We start from the raw sequence: 21,915 nt of genomic DNA on the forward strand, positions 1-21,915 counted from the left end.
CGTTGCGGCGCCGGTTGCCTAGATCTACTATGCATTGTTCTTCTAGGTATTGGACGGAGGGCGCCCATGCGGGTGACCAAGGATCTCGTGGCCGCCTCGGCCACGCCCATCGTGCTCGGCATTCTCGCCGAGGGCGAGTGTTACGGCTATGCCATCCTGCGGCGCATCAGCGATCTGTCGGGCGGTGAGCTGGACTGGACGGAGGGCTTCCTCTATCCCCTGCTGCACCGGCTCGAGCGCCTCGGCCATGTCGAATCGAGCTGGCAGACGGCCGCCGGCGAACGCCGGCGCAAGTACTACCGCATCACCCAGCAGGGCCTGGCCGAGCTGTCCGAGCAACACCGTCAGTGGGAGACGGTCCTCGACGCGCTCAAACAGGTCTGGCCCAGCGTCGGCGACATCCGGCCGCTGACTATTCGCTTGGAGGGCAACGCGTGACGGTGACGAACGGTCAGGACGAGCTGGAGGACCAGTTCACGCGGTGGCGCGAGTACGTCCGCCGCCGCCCGGAGCTGGTGTCGTCCGACGCCGACGAGCTCGAGGACCACCTCCGCGACTCCGTCGACGAGCTCGTCGCGCTGGGCCTGCGCTCCGACGAGGCGTTCCTCATCGCGGTCAAGCGCATGGGCGGCCTGGACGACCTGTCCCGCGAGTTCGCCCGGGAGCACTCCGAACGGCTGTGGAAGCAGCTGATGTTCACCGGCGACGACGGCGACGGCGTGCGGAAGAGCCGGTCACGCAGCGACCTGATCGCCATGCTGGTCTGTGCGGCCGGCGCCGCCGTCTCGATCAAGGTTCCCGAGTTGTTCGGGAAGCACTACGACGATGACGGCACCTTCTATTCCGTCAACTTCGCCCTCTTCGCGCTTCCCTGGCTGGCGGGCTTCCTGGCGTGGCGGCGGCGAGCCGGGGCCGGGCTGTGCGCGGTCCTGGTGGCGATGTTCACGCTCGGCGCCGTGGGGGCCAACATCTACCCCGTCGCCGACGACTCGCAGTCGGTCGGCCTCACCTCCGCCCACCTGCCCCTGGCCCTGTGGATGGTGGTCGGTCTCGCCTACGTCGGCGACGACCTGCGATCGTCACGGCGGCGCATGGACTTCATCCGGTTCAGCGGTGAATGGTTCGTCTACATCGTGCTCATCGCCCTCGGTGGTGGAGTGCTGATCGCCTTCCTGGGCGGAACGTTCGACGCCATCGGCGTGGAGGCCGGCGAGTTCATCTGGACCACGCTGACCCCCTGTGGTCTGGTGGCCGCGACGGTCGTCGCCGGGTGGCTCGTCGAGGCCAAGCAGGGCGTCATCGAGAACATCGCGCCCGTGCTCACCCGGCTGTTCACCCCGCTGTTCGCCGTGGTGCTGCTGGCCTTCCTCGTCACCGTCGGCTGGAACGGCCGGGGCGTCGACGTCAACCGGGACACGCTGGTGATGTTCGACCTGCTGCTCGTGGTGGTGCTGGGCCTGCTGCTGTACTCGATCTCGGCCCGTGACCCGCAGGCGCCGCCCGGCACGTTCGACGTGCTGCAACTCGTCCTCGTGGGCAGCGCCCTGGTCATCGACGCGCTGGTGCTGTTCACGATGACCGGCCGCATCGCCGAGTACGGCACCACTCCGAACAACGTGGCGGCGCTCGGGGAGAACATCGTGCTGCTGGCCAACCTCGCCTGGTCGGCGTGGCTGCTGACGGGTTTCGTCCGCAAGCGGGGCACCTTCGCGGCCGTCGAGCGCTGGCAGACCGCCTACCTGCCGGTGTTCGCCGTGTGGACGTGGGCCGTGGTCCTGGTTCTGCCCCCGCTCTTCAACTACCGCTGACGCGGAACCCCGCGGTCACCACTTTCCGGCGCGATCCCTTCCGTGATCCGTCAGGCAGTGGTGACCGCGGCGGCTCAGGCCTCGGGACCGACGGTCAGCGGGAAGGCGGATCCGGGCTGCTCCGGCTGCCAGCCCTCGTCGCGGGCGCGGCGGATCAGCCCGGCGACGATCGAGGGCACGGCCGGTGGGGACGCGGTGCCGACCCACTCGGCGGGGCGGGTCCCCGCGGTGGCGATCAGGACGGTGCCGCGGCGGTCGGCCCGTTCGATCGCGAACGAGAGCGGGCCCTGCTGGGCCGGGCGGCGGCGGACCCGCCAGCGGTAGACGACGCCGTCGACGGTGATCAGGCGGGAGCGCTTCTTCGCCAGAGTCATGCCTCAGTTCATGCCCGGCTCGGCGGGGGATCAACCGGCCGGGCAGCGATCCCCGACACCTCTGCTTGCGGGCTTGTTTTGAACCGTGATTCACTCCTTACCTTCGGTTGAATCCGGATTCAGACCTTGGAGGGCCTCGCATGCCCTATCGGCAGACCGCGTTGACCAGAAAAAACGCGGAAGACAAGCGGGACGGGTTCCTGCGCGCGGCCCGCGCGCTGGTGGCCGCCGACGGATTCAAGGCGGCGACGGTCGCGGCGATCGCGGCCCGCTGCCAGGCCAGCGTCGGATCGGTGTATTCGTACTTCGACAGCCGGGACCGGCTGCTCGCGGAGGTGTTCCGCAGCGCGGCCGGCCATGAGATCGACCTGGTGCGCGACGCCGTGTGCGACGCCGGACAGCAGGCCTCGGACCGGCTCGCCGAGCTGATCCGGATCTTCAGCGGGCGGGCCCTGCAGAGCCGGCGGATGGCATGGGCGCTGCTGTTCGAGCCGGTCAGCCCGGTGGTCGAGGCGGAACGGCTGGTCTACCGCCGCTCCTACACCGACCTGGGCGAGCAGATCATCCGCGATGGACTCGCCTGCCGGGAGTTCGTCTCGCAGGACGCCCGGCTGGCCGCGTCCGCCGTCATGGGCGCGGTCTCCGAGGCACTGGTCGGGTGGATCCGGCCGGACAGCCCGGAGCCGTCGCCCGACGAGCAGGCGGGCGTGACCGACGGGATCCGGTCGTTCTGCTTCCGCGCGCTCGGCGTGACCGACGTGCCCGCGCAGCGCAAGCCCGTACGACATCTGTCGAATTCCCTGGCCGGAGGAATGCCGTGAGTCTGTCGCCCGCCCTGGCCACCGCACAGCGAGTTCTGGCCGACCAGTCGGTCACCCGGATGTTCGGGACCCGCCTGGTGTCGTTTGGAACCGAGGAGGGGGACGGCAGCGCCGTCATCGAACTCGACATCCGGCCGGAGATCACCAACCATCACGGCGCCGTGCACGGTGGGATCCTCGCCTACGCCGCCGACACCGCGCTGGCGTTCGCCGGCGGCGCGGCCCTCGGCCCGGACGTGGTCACCTCCGGGCTGACCATCGACTACCTCGCCCCGGCCCGGGGCAGCACACTGCGGGCGCACGGCATGGTGATGCGTGCCGCCGGGCGCCGGGCGGCCTGCCGCTGCGAACTGGTCGCCATCGCCGAAGACGGCGCCGAGACCCTGGTGGCGGTGGCCCAGGGAACGATCGTGGCGCCGGAGGAGACCTCCGAGGCGCATCGGGAGGGGACGGTGGCGCAGGCGGAGAAGGCCGCCACCGCCACCAGGAAGGCCACCAGGCGGCTGGGCCGGATCGGCACCCCCACCATCCACCAGGTCCTCGCCGAGCGCCGCCGGACCCGCGACAACGACGACGGCGCCACCGTCGCCCTGGTCATCGAGGGTGGCGGCATGCGCGGCATCGTCTCCGCCGCGATGGCCGCCGTCCTGGAACAGGAAGGCGTCCTCGAGTCCGTCGACATGATCGTCGGCACGTCGGCCGGCGCGGTGAACGCCGCCGCCCTCGCCGTCGGGGCCGCCGGGGCGATGGCCGAGTCGTACGCCGAGGTGTTCGCCTCACCCGAGTTCATCGACGTCCGCCGCATCGTCCGCGGCCAGCCGGTGATCGACGGCTCCCGGATCGTCAGCCACGTCGACCACCTGCTCGACATCGGCTCCGCGGTCGGCACCGACTGGGCCGGCCGGCTGGCGATGGTCGCCACCGACGTCGACACCGGCCGGGCCGAGGCGCTCACCGACTTCACCGACCGCGACGACCTGATTCACTGCCTGCACGCGTCCGGTCTGCTGCCACTGCTCGCCGGCGACCCGGTCGTGTGGCGGGACCGCCGCTGGCTGGACGGCGGTATCGTCGAGGCGGTGCCGGTCGTCACGGCGGCCGCCCGCGGCGCCACCCACGCCATCGTGCTCGCCACCCGGCCGGCCGGCACACAGCCCGCCTACGGCGCGGCCGACGTCGTGGTCGAGCGGTACCTGCGCCGGCTCAACCCGGAACTCGCCGCCGCCTACCGCGGCCGCCCGCACCGGTACCGGGAGACGCTGCAGCAGGTCCGCGACGGCTGGTCGCACGGTCTGAGCACGGTCGCGCTGACGCCGCGGCTCAACGACCCGCTGCCGGCGCGCCTGGAACGCGACCAGGCCGCCCTGCGGGCCGCGCGCGCGGCGGCCGGCGATGTCGCGCGGGTATTCCTCGGGGAACTCCGATGACCCACGACGTCGTCAACCAGGCGCCGCCGCGGGTCGATCTCAACGAGTACGCGATCAACCGGGCCCTCGCCGAGGCGGTCGAGCGTTACGACGCGAAGTGGGCGACCGCGCACCTGACCGAGGTCGGCGCACTGGTCGGGCGAGCCGACTTCCAGCGCGACGCCGCGCTGGCCGACACGAACCCGCCGGTCTTCAGCAGCCACGACCGATGGGGCAACCGGGTCGACGCGGTGGAGTTCCACCCCGCCTACCATCGGATCATGGGCGCGGCGATCGAGCACGGCGCGCACACCAGCTGCTGGGCCGAGCCGCGGCCGGGCGCGCACGTGGCGCGGGCCGCGACGTTCATGCTGTTCGCGCAGATCGAACCGGGGCACGCCTGCCCGGTGAGCATGACCCACGCGGTGGTCCCGTCGCTGCGGTTCACTCCCGCGCTGGCCGGCGAGTGGCTCCCCAGGGTCTACTCGCGCGCCTACGACCCGCGGCTGCGCGACGCCAAGGCGTCGGCGATCTTCGGCATGGCCATGACCGAGAAACAGGGCGGATCGGATGTACGGTCCAACAGCACCCGCGCCGTCGACGCCGGCGACGGCACGTGGCGTCTGACCGGGCACAAGTGGTTCTGCTCGGCCCCGCAGTCCGACGCGTTCCTGGTGCTCGCCCAGACGCCCGGCGGCCTGTCCTGCTTTCTCGTGCCGCGTGTGCTGCCCGGCGGCGACCGCAACGTCTTCCGGATCCAGCGGCTCAAGGACAAACTCGGCAACAAGTCCAACGCCTCATCGGAGATCGAGCTCGACGGTACGACCGGATGGCTGCTCGGTGAGCAGGGACGCGGTGTCCGCACGATCATCGAGATGGTCGCGCAGACCCGGCTCGACTGCGTGCTCGGCAGCGCCGCCGGCATGCGCCAGGCCGTTTCCGAGGCCGCGTGGCACGCCCGGCACCGCAGCGCCTTCGGCGCGCTGCTGATCGATCAGCCGGCGATGACCGCGGTGATCGCCGACCTGCAACTGGAGGCCGAGGCCGCCACCTGGACGGCGATGCGGCTCGCGTCCGCCTACGACCATGACGACGACGAGTCGGTGGCCTTCCGGCGGCTGGCCACCGCGGTCGGCAAATACTGGGTCTGCAAGCGCGGGCCGAACCACGCGTACGAGGCCCTCGAATGCCTCGGCGGCAACGGGTACACCGAGTCGTTCCCGCTGGCCCGCCGCTATCGGGAACAACCGGTCATGGCGGTCTGGGAAGGCTCCGGGAACGTGATCGCCCTCGACGTGCTGCGGGCCATGGCCCGCGAGCCCGACTCCGTGCGGGCCGTCGACACCGAACTCGCGTCCGCGCTCGGGGTGCATCCGGCGTACGACGCTCATGTCGCTCTCACCCGCAAGCTGATCGCCGGCGTCGCGGCGGACCCGTCGGCGGCGGCCGGAACGGCCCGCCGCGTGGTCGAGGCCCTGGCCCTCGCCCTGCAGGGCGCCGTCCTGATCCGCCAGGCACCGAACGTGGTCGCGGACGCCTTCGTCGCCGCCCGCCTCGGCCCGGACCGGAGCCTGGAGTACGGCGCCCTCGACCCGGGGCTGCCGCTCGCCACCGTCGCCGCCCGCGCCTGACGCGGGTGTGCCCCCACCAGGGGTCCCGTATGCTCCGGCCCTGACGAGCGGGGGGAGACAGCGGTGGCTGAGGAGATCGTCGTGCGATGCCCGGCCATCACCGACCCCGACCGCGGGCCGGCCGACCCGGGCGACTTCGACGGCATCCTCGGCCGCCTCGCCGCGCCCGCCCCGGTCACCCGGCCGGAGGAGTTCGCCCGCGGCCTGCTGCGCCCGGACGGCCGCGTCGACCTGTGCAAACAGGGCCTCGGACCGGCGCTCGCGGGCCGCGTCACCGAGGTCGCGGCCGGCTCGCCGCACGCCACCCACCTGCTGCTCGGCACCAACGGGCTCGGCACCGACGGCGCCCGTGCGGTCGCCGGGGCACTCACCGCCGGGCACCGCATCAGCACCGTCTATCTGGGCTGCAACCACATCGACGCGGACGGGGCCGGGGCGATCGCCGACCGGCTCGCCACCGACGACGGCATCCGCGCGCTGTGGCTCAAGCGCAACCCGATCGGCGACGCGGGAGTGGCGCGACTCGCGGCCGCGCTGCCGCACAACACCAGCTTGCGGACGCTCGACCTGGTCAATACCGGGCTCACCGTCACCGGTCTGGAGTCGCTGGCCGACGCGCTGGCCGGCCGGCCACCGGTGCTGGAGCGCCTCTTCCTCGGCGGCAACGGGCTGCGCCGCGACGCCGTACCGGTGCTGACCAGGCTCGTCCGCGACGGCGGCGTCCGCGAGTTGTTCCTCGCCGTCAACCACCTCGGCGACGACGGCGCCGCCGCGCTGGCGGACAACCTCGCGGGGTACGCGATGACGCTCGGCCTGGGTGGCAACGGCATCACCGACGTCGCCCCGCTGACGGCGAACCTGCGCTCCTGGGTCGCCCTCGACCTGGCCAGGCCGCCGTCCGAGCGCGCGCTCGGCGGGCTCCCCAACGTGGTCGGCGACACCGGCGCCGCCCTGTTCGCGCAAGCTTTGCCGGGCAGCGCCCTGAAACGGCTCGACCTGCGGTTCACCGGCATCACCGGCCGCGGCGCCCGGCTGCTGCTCGCGGCCGGCGGCGGGCTCGGCCACCTGGGCATCAACGGCGGCGTGCCGCGGCGGATGCGCCGGCTGGCCCCGCGGTCGGCGACCCCGCCCCACGAGGACATCACCGCGATCGTGAGCGTGTACCGGTGACGATCGGCGATCGCCTGTCGTTGCCCGACCGCCTGCGGATCCGCCGCTACGCGGTCCCGGCGCGGATGATCGCCGAGTGCGCCGAGGCCCGGGAGCGCGGGGACTGGCGGGCCGCCTGCGAGGCCGGGCGGATCGACGTCGCCTTCGCCCCGCAAGTCGCGGCCGAGGCCGAGAAACTCGCCGCGCATCTCGCTCCTGACCTGCTGCGATGGCATCTCCCGCGGGCGCTCGGCGGGTTCACCACCCTGTCCAACGACGAGCGGTACCTCCTGGTGCCGGATGAACCGGTCGCGGCGGACGGCGTTCTGCTCACCGTGTGGGCGCCGGTGTCCGTGCTCGGATCGCAGCGGCTCACCCTCACCGCGGCGCGCGTGGGCCGCGTGAGTTCGGTCGCCGTTCCGGCGTACCTCTGGGACGCCCGGCACGCGGGCGGCCTGCGGGCCGCGCTCGGTGGCTCGGCGGAACGCCTTCCCCTGCTCACCCCGGCGGCCGGCGGCCTGCCGGCGGAGTCGCTGGGCGCGGGTGACGACCTGCCCGCCCGAGCCGAGCGAGTGCGCGGAGCGTTCTCGGCGGCAGCGGCCTTCAGCGAGGCGGGCGTCGAGATCGCCGCCGGGCAGGACGACGAGTGGTCCAAGGCCGATCGGAACCGGGTTCTGGCCGCGATCGATCCGCTGCGACTTTCCCACGACGCCCGGTGGCTCGCGGCCCGGTTCCGGCATGCGACCTGGTTGCTCTGGGCCGGCCCCTACCGGTACTTGAAGATCACCGTGGACGGTGACGCGGTCCGCGCCGGCTGGAGCTCGGGCCACCCGCGGGACCCCGCGCCGGAAGTGCCCCGCCTGCACGCCGACCTGACCCGGTTCGACGCCGACCTGGAACTGATCAGGCGGGGCCACCTCGCGCCGGGCGCGCTGCACCCCCTGGTCCGGGAGGCGCTCTTCCCCGGTGTGCCGCCGGTGGTCGCCGAGCCGTATCCGCCCACCGGCACAGAACTGGTCCGGGTCCGCTGCCGCGGCGACTGGCACGAGATCGACGTCCGGCTCGGCCGGCTCGACCTGCGCTCGCACACCCCGGCCGAACAGCAACGGGAGCGGGCGATGCGCGCCTTCGGCGGCGAGGTTTCCGGCTGCTTCGCGGTCGAGCATGCCTGGTACGGGGCTCCCGGCCGCCTGCCACGGCGGTTGCGCGCCCACCGCGAGGACCTGTGGCAGCGCATGATCCACGGCGGTACCCGTACGGTTCTGGACCTGCTCGACGCCGGCATGGACCCCCAGGTGCGCGACAGCGGCGGGGGCACCCTGATGCACCGGCTCCGGTCCTTCGACCACCGGCGGCTGCTGCCCCGCCTGCTGGCCGAGGGTCTCGACGTCGACGCCCGGGACAAGGAGGGCGGCACCCCGTTGTACGTGACGGTCGTGCACCGGGGCCCCGGCGCCCTGATCATCGCCCTGGTCGACGCCGGCGCCGACCCCTACCTGCCCAACCAGCACCACGACACGGTGATCGACCACGTCGACGACCTGATCAAGTACCGGGACGACCTGGAGCCCGACTTCGAGGACGCGGTGGCGTACCTGCGTAAGCGCGCCTGACCGGTCGCCACCGGGAAATGTCGGTGGGCTCACGTATGCTCCGGCGCGGCGAGGTCGTAGCGCAGAGGTCGTCGCGCCTGGCATCAACCAGGAGGACGCCGGTTCGAATCCGGCCGGCTTCGCCGCACGGCATCAGCACGGGGGAGGCGGCATGATCGCGTGGGGGCCGCGGCGGCACGGGGTGCGCCGGTGAGCGGGTGGAGCGGTTGGGACGCCATCACCCCGCGCGAGTGGCAGCGAGTGCGCCGCTACGCCGTCCCCGGCTGGATGATCGCGGAGTGCACCGAGGCCCGCGAGCGCGGTGACTGGCGGGCGGCCTGCGCGGCCGCGGCGGTCGACGTCACCTTCGCCTCGCCGGGCCCGGCCGCCGAGATGCTCGCCGGGTTCGCCCCCGATCTGCTCCGCTGGCACCTGCCGCGCGCGCTCGGCGGGACGACGATGCTCGACCCCGACCGCGCGTTCGTCCTGGCCCCGGACGGCCCGGTCCACGCGGACACCGTGGTGCTCGTCGTGCGGACGCCACCGTCGGCGGAGCACGCCCAGCGGCTCACCCTCGACGCGGTCCGTGCCGGTGACGTCGAGGGCGACGTGGTCTTTCCCCTCCCGCCCCACCTGTGGGACGCGCGCCGGGCCGGCGAGCTGCGCGAGGTGGCGCGGGCGGTCCGCCTGCCCCCCTCCGCCGACTGGACGGAGGCCTGGGCCACGTCGGAGTGGCGATTCGGCGTCAGGTCGCCGGGCGACTTCCACCTGCTGCGGCGCGTCGATCCGACATTCGCCGGCCGCGAGGTGCGCCGGGTCGCCGCCCAGTTCGGCCGCACGTCCTGGGCGCTCTGGTCCGACGCCTACCGCCGCAGCGACGTGCGCCTGGAGGTCGACGGCGACGGGGTGCGCGTGGTCGAGCTGTCCCTGGGCAGGCTGCAGCCGAACCCGTTCCGGGCGGTGCCCTGCCTGCATCTCGGCCTGTTGTGCGCCCCGATCGACCTCAACCTCCTGCACTTGGGCCTGATCAGCCCCGAGGGCCTGCACCCGCTGGTCCGCGAGGCCCTGACCCCGGACGATCCGGGCGGCCCCGTGAGCTCGCCGGTCACCGCCGGTTTCGACGAGGAGGACCTGGTCCGGGTCCGCTGCGGTGGCGTCTGGCACTGGGTCGGCGTGCGCGCGGCCCGCCTCGAGTTGCACGAGCACAGCCGGGAGGAGCGGCAGCGTGAGCTGTCTCTGCGGGCTCTCGGTGGGGCCGTGACCGGCTGTTTCGCCGTCGCCGAGCACTGGCGTCACGGCGGCTCTCTGCCGAAACGGCTGCGCGCCCACCGGCGCGACCTCTGGCTGCGGCTGCGCCACGGCGGCACCCGCGTGCTGCTCGCCCTGCTCGACGCGGGTCTCGACCCACACGTTCGAGACGGCGCCGGGCGCACCCTGCTGCACGAGCTGGGCCGGTTCGACGTGAGCGTGCTGCCCCGCCTGCTGGCCGAGGGTCTCCTCGTCAACGCCCGCGACCGGGACGGCAACACCCCGCTGTTCCTCGCGGTGTCCCGGCGCTGGCCCACTCCCATGGTCACCGCCCTGGTCGACGCGGGCGCCAGCCCGCACATCGTCAACCGGAACCGCATGTCCGTGCTCGACCAGTGCGGCGTCATGGAGAGTCGCGACGACCTGGCGCCCGAGTGGGCCGCCGCCATCGCCTATGTCAGGGAGAAGGCATGACCTCCGGACTCGACGCCGCCGACGCGCTGCTGCGCCGGATCGGGGCGACCCGCACCGAACCGGTCACCGACCATCGTGCCGCCGCGCTCGCGCTCTGTGTCGCCGCGAACCTGCCGGTGCTGCTCTGGGGCGAACCGGGCATCGGCAAGTCGGCGACCCTCGCCCAGCTCGCCGACGGTCTTGAGGTGCCGCTGGAGACGGTGATCGCGAGCGTCCACGAGCCGTCCGACTTCGCCGGCCTGCCGATCGTCGGCGACGACCCGGCCGTGCAGGGTGTGCCGATGGCGCCACCCGACTGGGCGGTCCGGCTCGCTCGCCGTGGCCGTGGCCTGCTCTTCTTCGACGAGTTGTCGTCGGCTCCGCCCGCCGTGCAGGCCGCCCTGCTGCGGGTCGTGCTGGAGCGGCGGGTCGGCAGCCTCACCCTCCCGCCCGAGGTGCGCATCGTCGCCGCCGCGAACCCGCCGGCCAGTGCCGCCGACGGCTGGCACCTGAGCCCGCCGCTGGCCAACCGGTTCGTCCATTTGCACTGGACACACGATCCCCGGGTCGTCGCCCGGGGGCTCGCCGGCGTCTGGCCGCAGATCGGCGTCCCCGCTGTGGTGCCCGAGCGGGCCGCCGGCGCCCTGGCCCGGGCCCGCGGTGTGATCGCCGGCTTCCTCACCGCCCGGCCCGGCCTGACCCACCACCTGCCGGCCGACGCCGAGGCCCGCGGCGGCGCGTGGCCCTCGCCCCGCACCTGGGACATGGTGCTGCGCCTGCTGGTCTTCCACTTCTGCTCCGGGACCAGCCGCGAGGCCCTGGCCACGGCGGTGATCGGCGCGGTCGGTGACGGCGCCGGGCTGGAACTCACCACCTACCTCGACGAGCTCGACCTGCCCGATCCCGAGCGGGTGCTGGCCAACCCGGCCGCGTTCACGCTGCCCGAGCGCGGTGACCGCCAGCTCGCCTTCCTCACCGCGGTGGTCGCCGCGATCGAGGCGTCGGTGACCCGCGAGCGGTGGGAGGCCGGCTGGACGGTCCTCGCCAAGGCGGTCGACGCCGGGGTGCCCGACGTGGCCGCCCGGGCCGCGTTCGACCTGGCCCGCATGCGCGACCCGGACTGGCCGGTGCCGGCCTCGATCGACGCCTTCCTGGGCGTGCTCACCGCGTCCGGATTGCTGACCGGTGGCTCCTGACCTCGCCCCCGGCGCCACCGCCCGCCCGGCCGTCCCCGTGCAGGGCGGCCCCGCCGGTGAGCCGCGGCCTGCGCCCGGCGGTGAGCCGCGGCCTGCGCCCGGCGGTGACCCGCGGCCTGCGCCCGGCGGTGACCCGCGGCCTGCGCCTGCCGGCGAGTCGCGGCCTGCGCCCGCCGACGGCGTCACCGGTGAGCCGCCGGGTGAGCCCGCCGGCGGTGCCGCCGCTGAGCCACTGCCACCGGGAACCAGCGGCGAGGTGGGAACCGGTCACGCGCCGGAGGACGCCGCCCGGGTCCTGGACCGCACGAAACTGCTGGCCGCGCGCCTGAAGGCGGCCGGCGCCCAGCCCTACCTGGCATCGGCTCTCTACAGCCTCACCGTCGTGCCCACCCACGGCGTGCCGACCATGGGCGTGGACCGGCACTGGCGCTGCTACGTGAATCCCGCGTTCGTCGACGCGACGCCGGTCCATGAGCTGGCCGCCGTCTGGGTGCACGAGGCCGCCCACCTGCTGCGCGACCACCACGGCCGGGCCGCTCTGGTCGCGCCCGAGCTGCGGCACGACCACCACCGCGTCAACATCGCCCAGGATTGCGAGATCAACGACGACCTGTCGGCGCTGCCGTCCGACGCGCTGAGACCGGCGATGTTCGGCCTGCCCGACGGCCAGATGTTCGAGCAGTACCTGCCCGCCATCCCGCCCACCCCGCATCACCCGGAGTGCGGGTCGGGCGCGCACGGCCGGGCGATGCCGTGGGAGAACTCCGACGCCGCCCGGGTCAGCCCGGTCGAGGCCGCCGCGATCCGCCGCCAGACCGCTCAGGAGCTGCGCGCCCACGCCAAGGCCCGGGGCCGGTTGCCGGACGGCTGGCGGCGCTGGGCCGACGAGATCCTGGAGCCTGTCGTCGACTGGCGGCGGGCACTCGCCGGGGCGGTCCGGGAAGCAGCCTCCTGGGCTTCCGGCGCGGTCGACTACACCTATCAGCGCCCGTCGCGGCGCGGCGCCGCCGTACCGCGCGTGGTCTTCCCCAGCCTGCGCCGCCCGATGCCCCGGGTCGCGGTCGTCGTCGACACGTCCGGCTCGATGGGCGACGACGAGTTGCGCGCCGTCCTCGGCGAGGTCGCCGGTGTGCTCCGGGTCGTCGGCATCGGCCGCAACCGCGTCACCGTCCTGGCCTGTGACGCCGACGTGCACGCGGTCCGTCGCACCGCCACGGTCGGTGACATCGTGCTCTCCGGTGGCGGCGGCACCGACATGCGGGTGGGCATCGACCATGCCCTCCGCGGCCCGGAACGGCCACACATCATCATCGTCCTCACCGACGGCTACACCCCGTGGCCGCAGACGCGGCCCGGTGGCGTCCGCGTCGTCGCCGGCCTGGTCGGTTCCGGCACCGTCTCCCCACCCGCCTGGATCGAGACCATCCGCATCCCCCTGGACCAGCCCGACTGATCAAACCCCGCGCCGGTACGAGGTTCCGCCCACGACAACCGCACCCGGCGCCGTCCCGTGCCTCCCGCGCGAGGCCGCCGCGGGTCGAGGCCACAGCGCGACCGCCGGGCTGCGCTCCGCTACCGGTTCTGCCGGAACCCACACCGCCGGGTCCACCGGCTCTGCGGGCGCCAGGTCTCCCAGCGCGTCACTTAGCGCGTCACCCGGCGGGGAACGCAGGACCCGCTTTCGAGCGATATCCACCCCGCCCGGCCGACCGCTACCGTTTCCCGGTGCGTTCCCGGCCGACCTCGACGCTGCCGGGACGCCGTCTCGTGCTCGCCGTCACCGGCGTGGCGGCGGCCGCGTGTCTCGGCTACGTCCTCGTCCGGCATCAGGGCGCGCTCTCCACCGCCGACGAGCTGGCCAGCGTGGGAAGCCTGATCGTCGCCGTGACGGTCGCGTTCCTGAGCTTCCGGACGTCACCGCAGACGGCGCGGGCGGCCGGCGCCGATGGCGAGGACGAGACGGCCCGCCGCCTGGCCGCCCAGGTCCGCCGGCAGTGGCTCGACGAGATCGGCGTCCGCCGCCTGCACCACCCGCGGGCGTTGCGCCTGCGCTGGACTCCGTCCCGCCCGGCCGCCGCGGGCGTCGCACCGCCGCGACCGGGCCGCCTCGACGGCGGCGCCCCGGCCGCCCGGCACCTGGTCGCGCTGGTCCGCCGCACCCGCCCCGGCCAGCTGGTGGTGCTGGGCCCGCCGGGCTCCGGCAAGTCCAGTCTGGCCACGCTGTTCACGATCGCCGCGATCGACCTGGCCGAGCCGGGCGATCCGGTGCCGGTGCTGCTGGCACTGCCGGCCTGGGACACTCGGGTTCCACTCGACGACTGGATCACGCGCCGGATCGACGACGGATACCCAGGCATGGCGGGCGCTCTGGTGGCGGCCGGACGTGTCCTGCCCGTGCTCGACGGCCTCGACGAACTGCCCGGACCCGCCCTCGCCGCGGCGTTCGACGAGCTGAACCGGGTCGCCGCCATCCTGCCCGGGCTGGTCGTCACCTGTCGTGTCGACGAGTACGAGAAGGCGGTCGCCGGGGAGGGCCCGCTGTCGAATGCCGCTGTCGTCCGTATCGAGCCGGTCCCGCCGGACGACGCCCTCGCCTTTCTCGCCGACAGCGACGTCCGCGGCAGCACGCGCTGGCAGCCGGTCGCCGACCGGCTGCGCGAGGATCCCGGGGGCGAGTTGGCCGGCACCCTCGCCACCCCACTGATGATCTCGCTGGCCCGTTCGGTCTACCGGTCACCGGCGACCGAGCCGCGGCGACTGCTCGACATGGCGGGGGACGCGGTCGACCGGCACCTGCTGGAGGAGTTCGCGCGGGCCGCGTACCCGAGCCCGACGCCTCGCCGCTGGCTGGGCCTGCTCGCCCGCGGCACCCATCTGCGCTGGTGGACGATCGCCGCCATGGTCCACCCTGTCGTGATCATCGCGGTCGTCGGCGGCGTCGTCGCGGCCCTCGGCGCGGCGGCCGGGGCAGGCGTCGCCGCGCTGACCGGTTACCGGATCGGCGCCGCGACCGCCTATGCGACCGTGACCGGCCTGGCTTTCGGCGTCCTCGCCGGGCTGCGTGCCGCCCGCACCTCGCGCGGCGACGAGCCGTCCGGCGCCTTCGCGGTCATCACGGCGGCCCTGCGGGACGGCCTCGCCAGCGGCATGATCTTCGCCGCGGGAGCAACCATCGTCCTGCTGACCGGCGGCGGCATCACGGACGGCACCAACGCGGACGGCGGCACGGGGGGTGGCGACGCCGGGGGATGGGCCGGCTTGAGCGGCCCGCCCGGCGCCGATCCGTTCGGCCTGCTCGGGCCGCTCGTGCTGCTCGGCGTCGTCGGCGGCACCGTGTTCGGCATCATCAGCAACGGCTTGGCCGCGGGCCGCCGGATCGTCCCGCACCGGTTCGGCCGCCGCGCCGGCTCGCTACCGCGGCGGATCGCCGAGGGCTGTCTGACCGCGTCGCCGTTCGCGATCGCCGTGGCCGTGGTGATCGCCGTCCTGGCCGGCATCGAGCGGTGGCGACCGGAGCGGGGCCTGCTGGAGGTGCTGCCGTTCGCGCTGGCCGTCGCCGTGGCCACCGCTGTCGGCGGCGCGCTCGTGATCGGTGTCCCGATCGGTGCCGGACGATGGCTGAGCGTCCCCGACGGGTCCGAACCGGACGAGGCCACCGCCGCGACGTTCCGTTCGTCGCTGCGTGTCGAACGCGAGACGCTGCTGGTCACCACGCTCGGGGCGGGCTTCGCGGTGGGCGTGGTCACCGCGGCCGCGGTCGGCCTCTTCGGCGGCGGCGTGACCGGCCTCGGCGGCGGCAGCACGGCCGCGGCGGCAGCCCTGGCCGCCGGACTGGCGGCGGTCCCGGTGATGGTGCTGGCCGCGTTCGGGTCCGGCGCCCCGTGGACGGCCTACACGGCCGCCCGGCTGTGGCTGGCCGCCCGCGGCCGGCTGCCCTGGCGGTTGACCCACTTCCTGGAGGGCGCCCATCACCGGCAGATCCTGCGCCGGGACGGCCCGGCATACCAGTTCCGCCACGAACGCCTGCGGTTCCACCTGTCCGGCGACCCGCCCGCCGCCTCACCCACCCCGAGATCACATCCTTCGGTGGTACGCCGCCGCACCACCACCGTGACAGCGGTAGCCGGGGTGGTCCTGCTGGCGGTCACCGGCCTGACCGTGGTCCCCGACGCGGTCAGGACGGTCGGCGCGAAGCTGGCCGAGGCGAGTTGCCGTGTCTCGATCACCGTGGTCGCCTCGCCGGAGAAGGCGGACGCGCTCGCCCGGCTGGTCGCCGTCTACAACAGCTCGCGCAGCGCCGTCTGCAACCAGGTCCGGCTCGTCGCCGGCGCCCGCGATCCGCTGGCAGCGCCGGATCCACGCCAGGCCCAGGTGTGGATCCCCGCCTCGTCGGTCGCGGTGGACCTGCTGCGCCGCCGTGAGCCCGCGGCTCTCGCCGACCCGTCCGCGGTCGACGGGTTGCCCCGTCTCACCCACGATTCCCTGGTCCTGGCCGTGCCGGAGACCGCGCTGCCGCATCTCGGTTCGGCCGGGTGGCCGCAGATCGTCGATCATCTCGTCGAACCCGGCCGGTGGCAGGCCGACACCGGCGGGCGTCTCGGACCGTTGACCGTGGCCGTGCCGGATCCCACCGGGTCGGTGGCCGGCCTGGCCGCCCTGCACGGCATCACCGGCGCCGTCCTCGGGCGGTCGCCCACTGCAGCCGACCTCGCGGCGCCCGATACCCGTCACCGGGTACGCGAGGTGCTGGCCGGCGCGACCGTGACGCAGGAGCCGTCCACGGCCCTGTGTGAGGCCGATGCACCGCACGGAGTCACGGTGATGATCACGAACGCGGCGGTCGTGCGGGACGCCGACCGGGGGATGTGGTGCCCGCATCGGCCCCGTTTTCGGTGGGCGGTGGTCCCCCTGACCGATCCGGGACCGTCCGTCGACCTGCCCTACGTGGTCATGTCCTCGGCGGACGCCGAGCAGCGACGCGTCGCCACCGGCTTCCGGGATTTCCTGCTGCGAGCGCTGGGTTCGGCCGACGACCATCGGCTCGGCTATCGCCTCGGGCCGGCCCGCGCGGTGTGGCTCGCGCCGGCGACGACCGAGGCCGTTGCCGGCATGTGGGATTCGGTGCGCCCGCCGGTGACCGCGATCCTGCTGGTCGACGCCTCCGGCTCGATGGGTGGCGCCCGGATGGCCTTCATGCACGCGGCGATGCGGGCCGGCATGATGCGGCTCACCGGCGACGATCGTCTGGGCCTGTGGTCTTTCTCCGGCACCGCCGGCGCGGCCGATCCCGGATATCGGGAGCATGTGCCGGTCGGTCCGGCCGGTGAGGTCCGGGATCGGGTGAGCGACGCGCTGGCACGCCTGCGCCCGGCCGGGGACACACCTCTGGCCGCCGCGGTGCAGGGGGTGCGGGAACGGATCCGGCGCACGATGCCCTCCGATCGGCGGGTGAACCTGATCGTGGTGACCGACGACGCCGACTCCGGAGGCCCTCTGGGGGTTCGGGCTCCGGCGGGTGCGGGCGGTCCCGGTGGGCCCGCCGTGCGGACCATCTTCATCGGGTCGCCGGAGGAAGCCGAGGATCTCTATGTCCGTTCACTGTGGAAGTCGTTCTCGGTACCCGGCGACGCGGCGATGTGGCGGGCCGACTCGGCCGTGGAGACGGTGGAGGCGTTCCGGAGAGCCTTCGGCTGAGCCCGCCGGAAGGCGCGACAAGTGAACCGCGATTCCCGTGTCCGGAGTAGTGGTGACAGCGCTGGGGATGGCGCTGCCTTCCCAAGAAGTTAACCCTGGCCTACGGTCCTCGCATGGACGACGGCCTCTTCGACGACAGCGCTGTCATCCGGCGGGTGGCCCGCGAAGGGTTTCTGCTCGCCGGAGGCGGCCGTGCCACGCTGCTCCAGATCGCACATCCGGGCGTCGCTCAGGGCGTCTACGACCACAGCGACTTCGCCGAACGTCCTCTCGACCGGCTACGGACCACGATGAGCTACGTGTTCGGCGTGCTCTTCGGCACCGTGGCGGAGGGTCGGGCGATCAGCCGGGCCGTGGCCGCCATCCACCGCAAGGTGACCGGCCCCGGCTACCGCGCCGACGACCCGGGCCTGCAGGTGTGGGTCAACGCCACCCTCTACGACACCGCGGTCCTGCTCTACCAGCGGGTGTTCGGGCCGCTCACGCCCGCTGAGCTCGACGAATGCTTCCGGCAGTACAGCGTGCTCGCCACGTCGATCGGCTGCCCCGAGGACGCCTGGCCCGCCGACCGGGCCGCCTTCACCGCGTACTGGGACCGCACGGTCGACACGCTGCGGGTCGGTGACGAGGCGCGGGAGATCGCCGCCGCGCTGATGAGGCCGAGGAACATCCCGATCGTGTTGCGTCCGGCCAGGCCGCTCAACCGGCTGGTCACCGTCGGGCTGCTGCCCGAGCCGATCCGCGCCCAGTACGGCTTCTCCTGGTCGGCGCCGCGGCAGCGCCTGTTCGACGCCTTCTTCGGCACGGCCAGGGTGGTGTACCCCCGTCTGCCCGGCAGGCTGCGCGACGGGGTGAAGGACTACTACCTCCACGACCTGCGCCGGCGACTGAACCGCCGGCGCGACCCGCTGACCGCCGGCGAGCGGCAGAGGGGCGGGTGACCTGCTCGGGCGGCGATTTTCGCCGTCGGCCAGCACGGCGTCGCCCCGGGCGGCATCCTGGGACCAGGCTGGGCCCCGTCGGCCAGGGCCGGCCGGGGCGGAGACGACCGTACATCCGGACATCCGGAGGTCCGCTTGCTATGCAACTCGTTGCATAGCATGATGCGGGGATGGCGCTGGAGCACGCGATCCTGGTCTCCCTGCTGGAGCAGCCCGGGTCCGGATATGAGCTGGCCCGGCGCTTCGAGCGCTCGATCGGCCGGTTCTGGACCGCCACCCACCAGCAGATCTACCGCGTTCTCAAGCGGATGGAGGGCGACGGCTGGGTGACCGCGGAGGAGGTCGGCCAGGACGGGCGGCCCGACAAGCGATCGTTCTCGGTCGCGGGCCAGGGCCGCGCGGTGCTCGTCGAGTGGCTGCGCGCGCCCGTCCAGCCCGAGGCGGTGCGGCACGAACTGGCCGTGAAGATCCGCGGAGCGGCGTTCACCGATCTCGCCGGCCGGGCGTCGCTCATCACCGAGGTGGAGCGCTACCGCGCTGAGCACGAGGCGCTTCTCGGTCGCTACCTGAACGGCGAGAAACGGGACTTCCCCGACACTTCATCACTTGATGCTGGTCAGCGCCTTCAGCACGCGGTGCTGCGCGGCGGCATCGCCTACGAACGCATGCTGCTCGACTGGCTCGACGACGTCCTCGACACGCTCCGGGCACTGTAGAAAGGAACCTCCTGTGCTCTTCAACCCCAACACCTACGACCCCGCGCACCTCGACCCGGAGAGCCGCCGCCTGCTGCGCGCGCTGGTCGCCTTCTTCGAGGAACGCGGCAAGAACACCCTGATCAAGAACTACATCGACCGGACCTGGTACGACGACTTCCTGGCGTTCTCGGCGAAACAGGGCCTGTTCGCGACCTTCCTGACCCCGTCCGCGAACGGGGGATCGAACCCGGACAAGCGCTGGGACACCGCCCGTAACGCCGCGCTCAGCGAGATCCTCGGCTTCTACGGCCTGGACTACTGGTACACCTGGCAGGTCACCGTGCTCGGCCTCGGCCCGGTCTGGCAGAGCGCGAACACGGCCGTCAAGGAGAAGGCCGCCGCCCTGCTCGACGACGGCCACGTGATGGCGTTCGCGCTGTCCGAGCGCAGCCACGGCGCCGACATCTACGCCACCGACATGATCCTGACGCCCACCGCCGACGGCGGCTTCACCGCGAGCGGCACCAAGTACTACATCGGCAACGGCAACGTCGCCGGGCTGGTCTCGGTCTTCGGTCGCCGCGCCGACGTCGAGGGCCCCGACGGTTACGTGTTCTTCGCCGCCGACAGCCGGCACGAGAACTACCACCTGATCAAGAACGTCGTGAACAAGCAGATGTACGTGAGCACCTTCGAGCTGAAGGACTATCCGGTCCGGGAGCAGGACGTGCTGCACACCGGCCGGGCCGCCTTCGACGCCGCGCTCAACACGGTCAACGTCGGCAAGTTCAACCTGTGCACGGCCGCGATCGGCATCTGCGAACACGCCATGTACGAGGCCGTCACCCACGCCCACCAGCGGATGCTGTACGGCAAGCCGGTCACCGCGTTCCCGCACGTGCGGCGGGAGCTGACCGACGCGTACGCCCGTCTCGTCGCGATGAAGCTCTTCAGCGACCGGGCCGTGGACTACTTCCGCTCGGCCGGGCCCGACGACCGCCGCTATCTGCTGTTCAACCCGATGACCAAGATGAAGGTCACCACCGAGGGCGAGAAGGTCGTCGACCTGATGTGGGACGTGATCGCGGCCAAGGGCTTCGAGGCGGACACCTACTTCGACAAGGCAGCCATGGACGTCCGCGGCCTGCCGAAGCTTGAGGGCACCGTGCACGTGAACCTGGCCCTGATCCTGAAGTTCATGCCGAACTACCTGTTCAAGCCGGCTCAGTACGCGCCGGTGCCGACCCGGCATGACGCCGCCGACGACGAGTTCCTGTTCCGGCAGGGCCCGGCGCGCGGGCTCGGCGCCATCCAGTTCCACGACTGGCGGACCGCGTACGACACGTACGCCTCGGTCGCGAACGTGGCCCGTTTCCGTGAGCAGGCCGACGGCTTCTGCGCCCTGCTGCGCGCCCACGCGCCGAGTGAGGAGCAGCAGAAGGACCTGGACTTCCTGCTCGCCGTCGGCCACCTGTTCGCGCTGATCGTCTACGGCCAGCTGATCCTGGAGCAGGCCGAGCTGACCGGTCTCGACGAGCCTCTGCTCGACGAGATCTTCGCGATCCTGGTCCGCGACTTCTCGGCGTACGCCACCGAGCTGCACGGCAAGGCCGCGACCACCACCGAGCAGGCGGACTGGGCGCTGGCCCACATCCGCCGCCCGGTGGCCGACGAGGCCCGGGACGCCGCCGTCTGGCAGCAGGTCCTCGCCCTGGTCGGCGCCTACGAGATGCGCCCCTGACCGAACCGGTCGCCGCCTCTCCCGCCTGCTCGCGCGGGAGAGGCGGTCACGTGATGCGCAGCTCTTTCCGGGCGCGGGCCGCCACGTCCACCGGATCGCGGTCCGGGCCCAGCAGCGCGCCGCAGAGCCGCTGCAGGTCCGCGATCGTCAGGCCGGCGTCGCGCGTGCCGTAGTAGGGGTCGTAGTCGGCTTCCTCCTTCGCCGGCCACCGTTGCCGGAATTCGGGCATCGCCCGCAGCCAGTGGTGGAGCACGTTTTCCACCAGGTCATGGACCGACTCCTCCACGGCGACGGCCGGGTCCGGGAACTCGAAGACGCCCGCGCATCGGCTCGCGTGTTCCCGGTAGCGGTCCTCCCAGAATTCCAGCGTCCAGCCCGGCCACCGTCCGGCGAACCGCTCCGTCAGGTTCCGCACCGGAGCCACCGACCACACCCCCGCGGTCCGGGCCACCGGATCGAGGTGCAGACCGGCCCGGGGCATCTCGGGCAGGGTCGTCACCCGGGGCAGGTCGCCGATCTGGTCGAGCAGCGCGGGGCCGATCTCCCACGGGTCCACCGCGTGGTGATCCAGCCCGTACGCCACCTCACCGACCGTGATCATCTGCCGCAGGACCAGTTCCTCGTCCGGCCCGGGGCGGTGCCACCGGAACAGATCGGTGCCGTCCCACGGGTCACGCTGCAGGACGTCCCGGCTCACCCCCAGCGCGTCGGTGACGTCGGCGAGCCCGTTGTACGCCCACCGGACGGTCCATCCCGCCCAGGTCCGGCCGTACGCCTCCAGGACGGCGAGCCGCTGCTCGTAGCCGAGGTCCAGGAAGAACAGCAAATCCCTGGCGTCCAGGTCGATCAGCGCGGCCCCTTCGCAGGTGGACTCCAGCTGCCATTGCCGGCGGTCCCACACGGGAAGCGACCGGCTGCGCACGACGGCCAGCGCCGGCCCGGGGCCCAGCGCCAGGTAGGCGCCGAGGCTGTAACCCAGTCCGTTGCTCCCGCAGTGAGTCCAGTCGCCGCCCTGCCTGACCGCCACGTTCACCCGTGAACCCATGGGCGAATGGTATTCATGATCTTGCGTGAGCCCGGACCCCGGGGATGGCGGCCTGGCGCCGCTCTTCCCGCGAACCCTTGGAAACGGCTCGCGTCGTCCGATCTGTCGCGGGGAGCAC

Annotated in this window: 16 protein-coding genes and 1 tRNA gene; 15 read left to right on the plus strand and 2 right to left on the minus strand. The window is 73.1% G+C overall.

Annotated features, from left to right (window positions below):
* The first annotated feature begins 66 nt into the window (after nt 1-66).
* Entirely contained in the window at nt 67-438 is a 372-nt protein-coding gene (locus tag QLQ12_RS39525) for a PadR family transcriptional regulator (protein ID WP_282766110.1), read from the plus strand.
* Nucleotides 435-1,808 (plus strand): permease prefix domain 1-containing protein, encoded by a 1,374-nt coding sequence (locus QLQ12_RS39530; RefSeq protein WP_282766111.1) that lies wholly within the window; start codon nt 435-437, stop codon nt 1,806-1,808. Before QLQ12_RS39525 ends, QLQ12_RS39530 begins: the two co-directional genes overlap by 4 nt.
* A 74-nt stretch (nt 1,809-1,882) precedes the next feature.
* On the opposite strand, the gene QLQ12_RS39535 is transcribed toward QLQ12_RS39530, so the two are convergent.
* Entirely contained in the window at nt 1,883-2,182 is a 300-nt protein-coding gene (locus QLQ12_RS39535) for a hypothetical protein (RefSeq protein ID WP_282766112.1), read from the minus strand.
* 140 nt (nt 2,183-2,322) lie between these two features.
* Between QLQ12_RS39535 and QLQ12_RS39540 the strand changes: the two genes are divergently transcribed.
* The 13 genes from QLQ12_RS39540 to QLQ12_RS39600 all read left to right on the plus strand — a co-directional run bounded on the left by QLQ12_RS39540 (nt 2,323) and on the right by QLQ12_RS39600 (nt 20,752).
* Nucleotides 2,323-3,003: a TetR/AcrR family transcriptional regulator gene (locus QLQ12_RS39540; protein WP_282766113.1), complete on the plus strand. Its 681-nt coding sequence runs from the start codon at nt 2,323-2,325 to the stop codon at nt 3,001-3,003.
* Nucleotides 3,000-4,430 (plus strand): patatin-like phospholipase family protein, encoded by a 1,431-nt coding sequence (locus QLQ12_RS39545; RefSeq protein WP_282766114.1) that lies wholly within the window; start codon nt 3,000-3,002, stop codon nt 4,428-4,430. The genes QLQ12_RS39540 and QLQ12_RS39545 overlap by 4 nt, the downstream gene beginning before the upstream one ends.
* Nucleotides 4,427-6,040, plus strand: coding sequence for an acyl-CoA dehydrogenase family protein (locus QLQ12_RS39550; protein ID WP_282766115.1), 1,614 nt, complete (start codon nt 4,427-4,429; stop codon nt 6,038-6,040). Before QLQ12_RS39545 ends, QLQ12_RS39550 begins: the two co-directional genes overlap by 4 nt.
* 63 nt (nt 6,041-6,103) lie before the next feature.
* A complete protein-coding gene (locus QLQ12_RS39555; RefSeq protein ID WP_282766116.1) occupies nt 6,104-7,210 on the plus strand; it encodes a leucine-rich repeat domain-containing protein in 1,107 nt (368 codons plus the stop codon).
* Complete coding sequence (locus tag QLQ12_RS39560) at nt 7,207-8,802, plus strand: ankyrin repeat domain-containing protein (protein ID WP_282766118.1); 1,596 nt, start codon at nt 7,207-7,209, stop codon at nt 8,800-8,802. Before QLQ12_RS39555 ends, QLQ12_RS39560 begins: the two co-directional genes overlap by 4 nt.
* 50 nt (nt 8,803-8,852) lie before the next feature.
* Nucleotides 8,853-8,924: transfer RNA gene (locus QLQ12_RS39565), tRNA-OTHER, on the plus strand.
* A 67-nt stretch (nt 8,925-8,991) separates the two neighbouring features.
* Nucleotides 8,992-10,503, plus strand: coding sequence for an ankyrin repeat domain-containing protein (locus QLQ12_RS39570; protein ID WP_282766119.1), 1,512 nt, complete (start codon nt 8,992-8,994; stop codon nt 10,501-10,503).
* Nucleotides 10,500-11,678 carry an ATP-binding protein gene (locus QLQ12_RS39575; protein ID WP_282766120.1) on the plus strand — a complete coding sequence of 393 codons (1,179 nt, stop codon included), beginning with the start codon at nt 10,500-10,502 and terminating at the stop codon, nt 11,676-11,678. Before QLQ12_RS39570 ends, QLQ12_RS39575 begins: the two co-directional genes overlap by 4 nt.
* A gap of 256 nt (nt 11,679-11,934) precedes the next feature.
* The gene (locus tag QLQ12_RS39580) at nt 11,935-13,131 is read left to right on the plus strand and encodes a vWA domain-containing protein (protein WP_282766121.1); all 1,197 of its coding nucleotides are present in this window, start codon (nt 11,935-11,937) and stop codon (nt 13,129-13,131) included.
* Nucleotides 13,132-13,403: 272 nt separating this feature from the next.
* Nucleotides 13,404-17,372: a VWA domain-containing protein gene (locus QLQ12_RS39585; protein ID WP_282766122.1), complete on the plus strand. Its 3,969-nt coding sequence runs from the start codon at nt 13,404-13,406 to the stop codon at nt 17,370-17,372.
* 113 nt (nt 17,373-17,485) lie between these two features.
* A complete protein-coding gene (locus QLQ12_RS39590) occupies nt 17,486-18,313 on the plus strand; it encodes an oxygenase MpaB family protein (RefSeq protein ID WP_282766123.1) in 828 nt (275 codons plus the stop codon).
* Nucleotides 18,314-18,483: 170 nt separating this feature from the next.
* On the plus strand, nt 18,484-19,029 hold the full coding sequence (locus tag QLQ12_RS39595; protein ID WP_282766124.1) for a PadR family transcriptional regulator: 546 nt from the start codon (nt 18,484-18,486) through the stop codon (nt 19,027-19,029).
* A gap of 13 nt (nt 19,030-19,042) precedes the next feature.
* On the plus strand, nt 19,043-20,752 hold the full coding sequence (locus QLQ12_RS39600) for an acyl-CoA dehydrogenase family protein (protein WP_282766125.1): 1,710 nt from the start codon (nt 19,043-19,045) through the stop codon (nt 20,750-20,752).
* Nucleotides 20,753-20,798: 46 nt separating this feature from the next.
* Here the strand turns inward: QLQ12_RS39600 and QLQ12_RS39605 are convergent, their stop codons facing one another.
* Entirely contained in the window at nt 20,799-21,797 is a 999-nt protein-coding gene (locus QLQ12_RS39605; protein WP_282766126.1) for a hypothetical protein, read from the minus strand.
* Nucleotides 21,798-21,915 lie beyond the last annotated feature (118 nt).

Source organism: Actinoplanes sandaracinus, from assembly GCF_030009775.1.
In the GTDB taxonomy this organism is placed as follows: Bacteria; Actinomycetota; Actinomycetes; order Mycobacteriales; family Micromonosporaceae; genus Actinoplanes; species Actinoplanes sandaracinus.